General features: G+C 74.5%; 8 protein-coding genes. All 8 read left to right on the forward strand.

Annotated features, from left to right (window positions below):
- Positions 1 to 173: 173 nt before the first annotated feature.
- On the forward strand, positions 174 to 2,657 hold the full coding sequence (locus AXW62_RS10025) for a SpoIIE family protein phosphatase (RefSeq protein WP_174556371.1): 2,484 nt from the start codon (positions 174 to 176) through the stop codon (positions 2,655 to 2,657).
- Positions 2,654 to 3,373 carry a class I SAM-dependent methyltransferase gene (locus AXW62_RS10030; protein WP_060944199.1) on the forward strand — a complete coding sequence of 240 codons (720 nt, stop codon included), beginning with the start codon at positions 2,654 to 2,656 and terminating at the stop codon, positions 3,371 to 3,373. Before AXW62_RS10025 ends, AXW62_RS10030 begins: the two co-directional genes overlap by 4 nt.
- A gap of 131 nt (positions 3,374 to 3,504) precedes the next feature.
- Positions 3,505 to 4,338: a M55 family metallopeptidase gene (locus AXW62_RS10035; protein WP_060944200.1), complete on the forward strand. Its 834-nt coding sequence runs from the start codon at positions 3,505 to 3,507 to the stop codon at positions 4,336 to 4,338.
- Positions 4,331 to 5,671 (forward strand): M20/M25/M40 family metallo-hydrolase, encoded by a 1,341-nt coding sequence (locus AXW62_RS10040; protein ID WP_030832570.1) that lies wholly within the window; start codon positions 4,331 to 4,333, stop codon positions 5,669 to 5,671. The genes AXW62_RS10035 and AXW62_RS10040 overlap by 8 nt, the downstream gene beginning before the upstream one ends.
- 8 nt (positions 5,672 to 5,679) lie before the next feature.
- Positions 5,680 to 7,797: a S9 family peptidase gene (locus AXW62_RS10045; RefSeq protein ID WP_174556372.1), complete on the forward strand. Its 2,118-nt coding sequence runs from the start codon at positions 5,680 to 5,682 to the stop codon at positions 7,795 to 7,797.
- Complete coding sequence (locus tag AXW62_RS10050; RefSeq protein ID WP_060944202.1) at positions 7,794 to 8,537, forward strand: 4'-phosphopantetheinyl transferase family protein; 744 nt, start codon at positions 7,794 to 7,796, stop codon at positions 8,535 to 8,537. The genes AXW62_RS10045 and AXW62_RS10050 overlap by 4 nt, the downstream gene beginning before the upstream one ends.
- A complete protein-coding gene (locus tag AXW62_RS10055) occupies positions 8,530 to 9,084 on the forward strand; it encodes a GNAT family N-acetyltransferase (protein ID WP_060944203.1) in 555 nt (184 codons plus the stop codon). Before AXW62_RS10050 ends, AXW62_RS10055 begins: the two co-directional genes overlap by 8 nt.
- Before the next feature lie 130 nt (positions 9,085 to 9,214).
- A partial coding sequence (locus AXW62_RS10060; protein WP_060944204.1) for a DUF5107 domain-containing protein occupies positions 9,215 to 11,364 on the forward strand: 2,150 nt, incomplete at its 3' end.

Raw genomic sequence — 11,364 nt, forward strand, 5'->3', positions numbered from 1 at the left:
GACTAGGGCCCCAACCTCGCCGGGAGGCGCCCCGCCGCCTCCCGGCGGCACGTCCTTCGCGCACGCGGCCCCCACATGACACCTATTCGGGTATTGCCTCCCGCAGGTGCCCGCAACAGCCGTACCGTGGGTAGCACTGTCGCAGATCTTGCGTGCGAAGGAGTCTTCCGCTTATGGAGTACGGCACGTCGCGCTGCGACGACGGCCCGGGAGAGCCGCCCGGGGTGCCGGAGCAGCGCAGAGGTGTCCACGGGAGGATGCCGCTCGCGGTCGTCGTCATCGATGCCGGGGGACTCGTCACGCACTGGAGTTCCGGGGCGCGCAAGCTCTTCGGCGCCACCCGCGAACAGGCCGTCGGCCGCCCCGCCGTCGATCTGATGCCGGTCTCGGGGGCGTTACGCGGCGCGCGGGTGCGCACCGACGCGACGGGCCACCCCGAGCTGGACGACACACAGCTGGGCACCGTGTACTACCCCACCGCGGGGCGGGCCCGTATGGCGGATCCGGCCCATGGCCGGGCCGATGTCCTGTGGTGGGCCTATCCGCTGGTGGGCCCCGGCCCCGAGCGGCTGCTGGTGCTGGCGGCGGACGCCGAGGGGGCGGGCGGGGACGCGCTGGGGCGGGACGAGCGGATCGCCCCGGCGTTCGCGCTGCACACCGAGTTCCCCGGCGCCGAGCGGCTGGCCGGCCGGCTGCCGGACATCCTGCCCAACATGGGCCCGGCCACGGCCGGGCGGATCGTCGCCCATGTGCTGGAACTGGGCTATCCGGTACTGGAGATCAGCCGCTGCGAGCGGATTCCGGTGACGCCGGACTGGGGGGTGCCCCGCTACCGCGAGCGCCTGGCGCGGCAGGAGGCCGGGCGGCGGCGCGCGGCCGCGGCGGACGGCGCGCCGGATCACGCACCCGCCCCCGGACTCCCGCTGGACCCCGGCGACGTCGACCTGGAACACGCGGCGGTCCGTGAGCGGCTGGAGTTCCTCAACGAGGTCAGCGGCCGCATCGGCACCTCCCTGGACCTGGCCCGCACCATCCGCGAGGTGACCAGCGCCGCCGTGCCGCGCTTCGCGGACTTCGCCGGGACGCATCTGCGCGCCCAGGTCCTGGCGGGTGAGGGGTTCCCCGAGGGGCCGCCCGACGTCACCACCGTCTGGCACCGCGTCTGGGTCGAGCACACCGACGAACCGGGCCGCTGGGACGACACCGTGCCGGTCGGGGAGAGCATCGCGTTCCCCGAGCACACCCCGTTCTTCCAGTGCATGGTCACGGGCGAGCCGGTGCTGATCGAGCGCATCAGCGACGAGGCGGGCGACCGGATCGCCGGGCAGTTCGAGAAGCGGGACCTCAGACCCCTGATCAACGGCCGGTCGCTCCTGATCGTGCCGCTCAAGGCGCGCGATGTGGTGCTGGGCTTCATGGTGCTGCTGCGGCGCCCCGGGCGGGAGCCGTTCGACGGCATGGACCGCACCACGGGCGCCGAACTGGCCGCCCGCGCCGGGCTCGTCCTCGACAACGCCCGGATGTACACCTATCAGGAGAACGTCGCCGAGACGCTCCAGGACAGCATGCTGCCCCAGGTGACCCCGCGCATGGCGGGCTGCGACACCGCCACCCGCTATCTGCCCGGGACCCGGCTCGGCCGGGTCGGCGGCGACTGGTTCGACACCATCAAGCTGCCCGGTTCGCGCACCGCGCTGGTGGTCGGCGACGTCATGGGACACGGGCTCACCTCGGCCGCGATGATGGGGCAGTTGCGCACCGCCGTGCAGACCATGGCCGCGCTCGGTCTGCCGCCCGCCCAGCTGCTGCGCCACCTCGACGATCTGGCCCAGCGGCTCGGTGAGCACTATCTGGCCACCTGTCTGTACGCCGTCTACGACCCCGTCTGCTCCGAGCTGCTGATCTCCAACGCGGGCCACGTCCCGCCCGTGCTGGTGCGGGCCCAGGACGGGCGCAGCGAGCTGCTCGACCTGCCGACCGGGGCGCCGATCGGCGTGGGCGGGGTGCCGTTCGAGACGGTGACGGTGCGGGTGGCGCCCGGCGACCGGCTGGTGCTGTGCACCGACGGCCTGGTCGAGGTGCGGGGCCAGGACATCGGCGCCGGACTCGCCGCGCTGTGCGAGTCCGCGGCGCATCCGGCGGCGTCCATGGACGACGCGTGCGACACCATCATCCGGGCCCTGGCCACCGCGTCCCGCAAGGACGGCCGTGGCGGCCGTAAGGACGATGTGGCGCTGCTGATGGCCCGTCTCAACGGCATCCCGGCCGAGGACGTCGCCCAGTGGCGGCTGGCGCTGGACCCCCGCGAGGTCGGGCGGGCGCGCCGGCTGGTGCGGGAGCGGCTGCTGCGGTGGGGGCTGCCGGAGGCCGTGGAGACCGCCGAACTGCTGGTGAGCGAGGCGGTGACCAACGCGATACGGCATGCCCACACCCACCGGGTGCGGCTGCGGCTGGTCCGTGCCGACGCCTTGCTGTGCGAGGTCACCGACGACGATCACGAACTGCCGGTGCTGCTGGACGCGGACCGGGACGACGAGTGCGGACGCGGGCTGCGGGTGATCAGCGAACTGGCCCGCGAGTGGGGGACGAGCCGCTCCGGACGCGGTAAAGCGGTCTGGTTCGAACAGACGTTGTCACATCCGAAGGAGCGGCGATGAGCGTCTCGGAGCGCTACCGGCAGGCGTGGGAGAGCTACTGGCGGAACACCTCGGACGCCCCGGGGGACGCCATCTGGGACGCGGACCCCTCGCTGAGCGCGGCCCCGCACCTGGACCTGCTGGCGCCGCACGCCGACCCGTCGCTGCCGATCGTCGACCTGGGCTGCGGCAACGGCACCCAGACCCGCTATCTGGCCGCCCGCTTCGCGCGGGCGCTGGGCGTCGACCTCTCCCGCGCCGCCGTGGAGCGGGCCCGCCGCGCCGACCCGGCGGGCACGGCGGAGTTCCGGCAGCTGAGCCTGACGGACGCGGCCGGGGTGGCGGACCTGGCCCGGCGGCTCGGTGACGCCAACGTCTACCTGCGCGCCGTCATCCACCAGAGCGACGCCCCCGACCGGCGTCCGGTCGCCCGGGCGGTGGCCAGGCTGCTGGGGCGGCGCGGGCGGGGATTCGTCGCGGAGCTGACGGCGGAGTCCAGGGCGGTGCTGGCGGAGCTGGCGGCGGGTCCCGGCGGTCCGCCGCCGAAGCTGCGCCGGGTCCTCGACCACGGGCTGCGGCCGGCCGACGCGGCGGACAAGGAGGTCCCGGAGGTGCTGGCGGAGGCCGGGCTGGAGATCCTGGCCGAGGGCCCGACGGCGCTGGCCCAGACGGAGCAGTGGCCGGACGGCTCACGGGTCGAGCTGCCGGCCCGCTGGTTCGTGGTGGCGCGGGCGTAGCCGCGGCGTGGTGGGCGGGACCGGCGCGCACCGGGCGGGGCGGGCCCGGACACGCCGGGCCTGGCCAGTGGATTGGACCAGTTATCCACAGGGGTGGTTCGGGTCGGTCGCGGCGCGTAACGTGACGAGGCATGAAGATCCTCATCAGCGCCGACATGGAGGGCGCCACCGGCGTGACCTGGCCGGCTGATGTGCTGCCCGGCACCCCGCATTGGGAGCGCTGCCGCCGTCTGTTCACCTCCGACGTGAGCGCTGCCGTCGCCGGGTTCCTGGACGGCGGCGCGGACGAGGTGCTCATCAACGAGGCGCACTGGAGCATGCGCAATCTGCTCCTGGAGGAGCTGGACGAGCGGGCCCAGATGCTCACCGGCCGGCACAAGAGCCTGAGCATGGTCGAGGGCGTGCAGCACGGTGACGTGGACGGTGTGGCCTTCGTCGGGTACCACACCGGCGCGGGCACCGAGGGCGTCCTGGCCCACACCTATCTGGCCAACTCCATCACCGGGGTGTGGGTGGACGGCGCGCGGGCGAGCGAGGGCCTGCTCAACGCCCTGGTGGTCGCCGAGTACGGGGTCCCGGTGGTGCTGGTGACCGGGGACGACAAGACCTGTGAGGACGCCAGGGGCTATGCGCCCGACGCCCGTTCGGTCGCGGTCAAGACGTACGTCTCGCGCTATGCGGCGGTGTGCCGCACCCCGGCCCGCACGGCCGCGGACATCCGGGCGGCGGCGCGGGAGGCGACGGTGCTGGCGGTGCGCCACGAGCCCGCCCGGCGCGGGCCGTTCACGGTGGAGCTGGAATTCGACGCCGAGCATCTGGTGGGGGCGGCGAGCGTCGTACCGGGCGTGGAGCCGAGCGGCGAGCGGCGCGTCGCCTACACCTCACCGACCATGTACGAGGGAATCCGCTGCTTCAAGGCCGTCACGACGGTCGTCTCGGCCGCGGTGGAGGAGCAATATGGCTGACACGGACCGTCCGGAGGCGATCGACGCCCAGGCGCTCGACGAGGTGGTGCGGTTCACCTCCGAGCTGATCAGCATCGACACCACCAACCGCGGCGGCGGGGACTGCTCGGAGCGTCCGGCCGCCGAGTACGTGGCGGAGATGCTCGGCGATGTGGAGATCGAGCCCACCCTGCTGGAGCGGTCGCCGGGGCGGACCAATGTCGTGGCCCGGATCGAGGGCACCGACCCGTCCGCGCCCGCGCTGCTGGTCCACGGCCATCTGGACGTGGTGCCCGCCGAGCCCGCCGACTGGACCGTGCACCCCTTCTCCGGGGAGGTGCGCGACGGGGTCGTCTGGGGCCGGGGCGCCATCGACATGAAGGACATGGACGCGATGGTGCTCGCGGTCGTCCGGGCCTGGGCCCGGACGGGCGTGCGGCCGCGCCGGGACATCGTGCTGGCCTTCACCGCCGATGAGGAGGACAGCGCCGCCTGGGGCTCGGGCTTCCTCGCCGAGCGGCACGCCGGGCTCTTCGAGGGCTGCACCGAGGGCATCAGCGAGTCCGGAGCCTTCACCTTCCACGCCGGGTCCGGGATGCGGATCTACCCCATCGCGGCGGGGGAGCGCGGCACGGCCTGGCTGAAGCTGACCGCCCACGGCCGGGCCGGACACGGCTCCAAGGTCAACCGGGCCAACGCGGTCAGCCGGCTGGCCGCCGCCGTCGCCCGGATCGGTGAGCACAGCTGGCCGGTGCGGCTGACCCCCACGGTGAAGGCCGCCCTCACCGAACTGGCCGCGCTCCAGGGCGTCCCGGCCGAGGTGGACGCCGCGGACTTCGACGTCGACGCCCTGCTGGCCAAGCTGGGGCCCGCCGCCGCCCTGATCGAGCCCACCGTGCGCAACAGCGCCAACCCCACGATGCTGGAGGCCGGTTACAAGGTCAATGTGATCCCGGGGAGCGCGACCGCCTATGTGGACGGGCGGATACTGCCCGGCGGCGAGGAGGAGTTCCACGACACCCTCGACCGGCTCACCGGACCGGATGTGGAATGGGAGTTCCACCACCGGGAGTGCCCGCTCCAGGCGCCGGTCGACACCCCCACGTACCGGGCGATGTGCGCCGCCGTCGAGCACTTCGACCCCGGGGCCCACGCGGTGCCGTACTGCATGTCCGGCGGCACCGACGCCAAGCAGTTCTCCCGGCTCGGCATCGCCGGATACGGCTTCTCGCCGCTGCGCCTGCCCGAGGGCTTCGACTATCAGGCGCTCTACCACGGTGTGGACGAGCGGGTGCCGGTGGAGGCCCTGCACTTCGGCGTCCGGGTGCTCGACCACTTCCTGCGGAGGGCGTGAGGGATACGGTGCAGCAGCAGACAGTGGCCACGGCCCCCTACGGAGCCTGGCACTCCCCGGTCGACGCCGCGCTCGTCGCCTCGCACGACGGCCATCCGGAGTACGTGGGCACGGTCGGCGAGGAGGTGTGGTGGACCGCGCCGCGCCCCGAAGAGGGCGGCCGCCGCGCCCTGGTCCGGCGGCGGACCGACGGCGCGGAGGTCCCGGTGCTGGCCCCGCCGTGGAACGTGCGCAGCAAGGTGATGGGGTACGGCGGGACGCCCTGGGCCGCGGTGGACCGCGCGAGCGGCGGTCCGCTGGTGGTGTTCGTCCACTTCGCCGATCAGCGGTTGTACGTCCATGAGCCGGACGCCCCGGCCGGGGGCCCGCCGCGCCCGCTGACCCCGCTGTCCCCGGTGGGGGAGGGGCTGCGCTGGGCGGATCCGGTGATCCACCCGGACCGCGGCGAAGTGTGGTGCGTGCTGGAGGAGTTCACCGGGGAGGGGCCCACGGACGTGCGGCGGGTGATCGCCGCCGTACCGCTGGACGGTTCGGCCGCCGGGGACCGTGCGGCGGTGCGGGAGCTGACCGACGACCGGCACCGCTTCCTCACCGGGCCCCGGCTCTCGCCCGACGGCCGGCGGGCCGCCTGGATCGTCTGGGACCACCCCCGGATGCCCTGGGACGGCACGGAGGTGGTGCTGGCCGATGTCGCCGAGGACGGCTCCTTCACCGGGGCCCGGGTGGTGCTGGGCGGGCCGGACGAGGCGGTCGCCCAGATCGAGTGGGCCGAGGACGGGGCGCTGCTCGCGGCCACGGACCGCACCGGCTGGTGGAACCTGCACCGTCTGGAGCCGGCGGCGGCGCGGACCGGTGGGGAGCCGGCAGCGGAGGAGGCCGGTGGGGAGGCGTCGGCGGAGGCCGGTGGGGAGGCATGGGGCCGGGCCGGGCGGCCGGTGGCGTTGTGCCCCCGGGAGGAGGAGTTCGCCGGGCCGCTGTGGAAGCTGGGCCACCGCTGGTTCGCCCCGCTGTCCGGCGGTCTGATCGCGGTGCTGCACGGCCGGGGCGCGGCGACCCTCGGCATCCTCGACCCACGGGCCGGTGAACCGGCCGATGTGCCGGGCGCCTGGACCGAATGGGAGCCCACGCTGGCGGTGAACGGCACCCGCGTGGTCGGCGTCGCGGCGAGCCCGCACAGCGGCCATGAGGTGGTCGAGCTGGACGTCTGCACCGGCCGCTCCCGGGTCATCGGCAGCGCCCACACCGACGCCGTGGACCCCGCGTACTACCCCAGGCCGCACCTCCGCACCTTCACCGGACCGGACGGCCGGGAGATCCACGCCCAGGTCTATCCACCGCACAACCCCGGCCACAGCGCACCGGACGGTGAGCTTCCGCCATATGTGATCTGGGCCCACGGCGGGCCCACCGGCCGCGCCCCGCTCGTACTCGACCTGGAGATCGCCTATTTCACCTCCCGCGGCATCGGCGTCGCCGAGGTCAACTACGGGGGTTCCACGGGCTATGGCCGCGCCTACCGCGAGCGGCTGCGCGAGCGGTGGGGCGTGGTCGACGTCGAGGACTGCGCCGCCGTCGCCGAGGCGCTCGCCGACGAGGGCGTCGCCGACCGCCACCGGCTGGCGATCCGCGGCGGCAGCGCGGGCGGCTGGACGGCGGCGGCCTCCCTCACCGCCACGGAGCTGTACGCCTGCGCCACCGTCAGCTACCCCATCCTCGACCTGGTCTCCTGGGCCACCGGCGGCACCCACGACTTCGAGTCGTGCTACACCGAATCGCTGGTCGGCCCGCTCGCGGAGGTGGAGGACCGCTACCGCGAGCGCTCCCCGCTGTACCGGGCCGACCGGATCAGCGCGCCCTTCCTGCTGCTCCAGGGGCTGGACGACACCATCTGCCCGCCGGAGCAGTGCGAGCGGTTCCTGGCGGCGGTCTCCGGCCGCGGCATACCGCACGCCTACCTCACCTTCGAGGGCGAGGGCCATGGCTTCCGCCGCGCCGATACGATGATCCGCGCCCTGGAGGCCGAGCTGTCGCTGTACATCCAGACCTTTGGACTGACCAGATCCGATGTGCCCACCCTGGAGCTGCTGAACCCAGCGGCCCCGAACTCCACTGGAGGAGCGAGTTGACACCCCCACCGGCCCCGCGCATCGTCGGCCGTGAGCCGCTGCCCGCCGCCGTCGCGGGCGCCTGGCCGAAGGGCGGTGAGCCCGAGACCTGGCTGCTCAGCGTCTCCGGGTACACCGCGACCATGGACGCGGGCGCGCCCGCCAGGATCCTGGACGCCGGGGAGCGGGAGCGGGCCGCGAAGTTCGTGCGGGCGGAGGACGGCGAGCGCTACACGGCGGCCCATATGGGGCTGCGCGAGCTGCTCGGCGCCTATCTGGGCCTGGCGCCGTCCGACGTTCCGTTCACCCGTGAGGCGTGCCCCGGCTGCGGCGGCCCGCACGGCCGTCCCGCCGTGTCCGGCACCCCGCTGCACTTCAACATGTCGCACGCCGGTGATCTGGTGCTCTACGCCTTCGCAGGCGTCCCGGTCGGCGTGGACGTGGAGAAGCTGCAGCCCGCCTCGGTGGTCGACCAGGTCGCCGAGAGCCTGCACCCGAAGGAGCGCGCCGAGCTGGACGCGCTGGCGCGGGCCGACCGGCCCGCCGCCTTCGCCCGCTGCTGGACCCGCAAGGAGGCGTACCTCAAGGGCCTCGGCACCGGGCTCTCCCGCGACCCGGCGGTCAACTACGTCGGCACCGGTCTCACCCCCGTGCCGGTCGGTCCCTGGACCATGACCGACATCCCGGTGGACGGGGCCGTCGCCGGCGGCTCCGGCTACGCGGCGGCCATGGCACTGCTGTCGTCATCGCCGCATGCCTGACGTCCGGTACGTCTCCGAGGGAACCCGGGCGGCCATCCGCCGCACCCGCCGCGAGGACGGTGCGGAGTTCATCCGGCGCGCCCGGGAGAGCGCGGCGTTCCACCGCCCCTGGCTCACCCTCCCCCAGACCGAGCGGGCCTATCAGCACTACATCGCCCAGCTGGAGCGCGAGGACCGCGAAGGCTTCCTGGTCTGCGTCCGGGACACCGGAGACATCGCCGGATTCATCAACATCAACAACATCGTGCGCGGCGCCTTCCAGTCCGGCGCGATCGGCTACGGGGCTTTTCCGCCCGCCGCCGGACAGGGCTATATGTCCGAGGGGCTCGGGCTCGTGCTGCGCCACGCCTTCGGGCCGCTGGGGCTGCACCGCGTCGAGGTCAACGTCCAGCCGGGCAACAAGGCGTCGATCGGGCTGGTGAAGCGCCATGGATTCCGGCTGGAGGGATTCTCCCCCGACTTCCTCTACATCGAGGGCGCCTGGCGCGACCACGAGCGCTGGGCCATGACCAGCGACATGCTGGACCAGCGGACCGCTGCCGGCTGACGGTCCTGCCCGACGGGGCACCACGATCGGGCCCAACCGGCTCTGTTCAGCGGGCCCGTGACGTTGTTCCATGGTCATCGGACGGTCGCCGCAGCCGAGGTGACCCAAGGCAGTCGGAGCGAGGCGGCCCGTGGCGACGAGCGTGCGACGTACCACCCTGACCCTTCCCACCGCCCCCGTCGGGCCGGACAACCCCCTGCCCGCGCTGCCCCCCCTCGACGAGGTGCACCGCGTGGACGACCGCGTCCGGGCCGCACTCCCCGCCGACATGGCCCGTCAGGTCGCCTACGCGCCCCTGCGGTCGGTGCTGCCGGTGCGGCTGCGCGACGGCTACGGCCGCGACCGCGCCCCCGCCGCACTCGACGCCCTCGTCCTCGAGAACGGCCATCTGCGGGCCACCGTGCTGCCCGGACTCGGCGGCCGTGTCCACTCACTGCTCCACAAGCCCGCCGACGGCTCCGCCGGCAGAGAGCTGCTGTACCGCAACCCGGTGCTCCAGCCCGCCGACTTCGCGCTGAACGGCGCCTGGTTCTCCGGCGGGATCGAGTGGAACATCGGCGCCACCGGCCACACCACCCTGTCCTGTGCACCCCTGCACGCCGCCCGCGTCCCCGCCCCCGACGCCGCCGACGGGGGCGCGATGGTGCGGCTGTGGGAGTGGGAACGGCTGCGCGACCTGCCCTTCCAGGTGGACCTGTGGCTGCCCGCCGACTCCGCGTTCCTCTATGTGGGCGTCAGGATCCGCAACCCCCACCACCACCCCGCGCCCGTCTACTGGTGGTCCAACATCGCCGTTCCCGAGGACGAGCGCACCCGCGTCCTCGCCCCCGCCGACGACGCCTGGCACTTCGGCTACGCCCGCACCCTCAGCAAGGTCCCGGTCCCGGAGTGGGACGGCGCCGACCGCACCTATCCGCTGCGCGGCGCCTACCCCGCCGACTACTTCTACGAGCTGCCCGAGGACGCCCGCCGCTGGATCGCCTCGCTCGACGCCGACGGCAGCGGCCTCGTCCAGACCTCGACCGATCTGCTGCGCGGCCGCAAGCTCTTCGTCTGGGGCGCCGGCCCCGGCGGCCGGCGCTGGCAGCGCTGGCTGACCGAGCCCGGCACCGGCGGCTACGCCGAGATCCAGGCCGGGCTCGCCCGCACCCAGCTGGAGCACATCCCGCTGGACGCGGGCCAGGAGTTCGCCTGGCTGGAGGCGTACGGACCGCTGACCGCCGATCCGGCCGCCGTGCACGGCGCTGACTGGACGGCCGCCCGCCGCGAGACCGAGGCCCGCCTGGAGGCGGCGCTGCCGCGCGCCGCCGTCGACGCGGCCTACGCCGCCTGGCGTCGTCACGCCGACGCGGAACCGGTGGAGCACCTGGCCACCGGCTCCGGCTGGGGCGCGCTGGAGACCGAGCGCGGCGGGTTCCAGCTGCCCGGTACGCCGTTCGACCCGGGCACGCTGGGGGCCGAGCAGGAACCCTGGCGCCGACTGCTGCGCACCGGCGCGCTGCCCGACTGGGAGCCGGGCCCCTCCCGGGCCGACCCCGGCGCCTCCCTGGTCGCGCCCGCCTGGCGCGACCTCCTCGAAGCGGCCCCCTCGACCGCCGCCGCCGAGTACCACCTGGGCGTCGCCCAGTGGCACGCGGGCGACCGCGCACAGGCCGAGCGCAGCTGGGAGCGGTCGCTGCGCTGGGCGGAGACGCCCTGGGCGCTGCGCTGCCTGGCCGTCGCCGACACCGCGTCGGGCCATCCGGCGCGTGCGGCGGAACGGCTGCTGCGCGCCGTCCGGCTGTTCCTCGCCCCGGACGCCGAACCGGGGCCCGAACGGGGCTCGGCGCTCGAGGCGGCGGGGGCTGGTGTGGGGTCGGTGTTCGAGGGGGCGGAGGCTGGTGTGGGGGTGGTGGCCGAGGCAGCGGGGGCGGGGGTGGTGGCCGAGGCAGCGGGGGCGGTGGCCGCCGTCTCGCTGGCCGCGCCGCCCGTCGCCGCCGACCCGGTCGCGCTGGAGGCCGCCGAGGCGGCGCTCGGCCGGGAGGCGATCACCGCGCTGCTCGCGGCCGACCGCGCCGACGACGCACGGGCGGTCCTCGACGCGCTGCGCCCCGCCATCCGGGCACGCGGCCGCTTCCGGCTGCTGCGCGCACAGGTGCTACTGGCCCAGGGGGACGCCCCGGCCGCCCGCGCCGTCTTCGACGAGGGCTTCGAGGTCTGCGATCTGCGCGAGGGCGACGAGGCGTTGAGCGACACCTGGTACGCGATCGTGGAGCGGCTGGCGGCGGGGCCCGGGGAGCC

This window comes from Streptomyces hygroscopicus subsp. hygroscopicus (assembly GCF_001553455.1).
Lineage (GTDB): Bacteria > Actinomycetota > Actinomycetes > Streptomycetales > Streptomycetaceae > Streptomyces > Streptomyces hygroscopicus.

Coding starts and splice junctions, on each gene's coding strand:
- AXW62_RS10025 (WP_174556371.1), top strand. CDS start 174: ATGGAGTACGGCACGTCGCGCTGCGACGACGGCCCGGGAGAGCCGCCC.
- AXW62_RS10040 (WP_030832570.1), top strand. CDS start 4,331: ATGGCTGACACGGACCGTCCGGAGGCGATCGACGCCCAGGCGCTCGAC.
- AXW62_RS10030 (WP_060944199.1), top strand. CDS start 2,654: ATGAGCGTCTCGGAGCGCTACCGGCAGGCGTGGGAGAGCTACTGGCGG.
- AXW62_RS10055 (WP_060944203.1), top strand. CDS start 8,530: ATGCCTGACGTCCGGTACGTCTCCGAGGGAACCCGGGCGGCCATCCGC.
- AXW62_RS10035 (WP_060944200.1), top strand. CDS start 3,505: ATGAAGATCCTCATCAGCGCCGACATGGAGGGCGCCACCGGCGTGACC.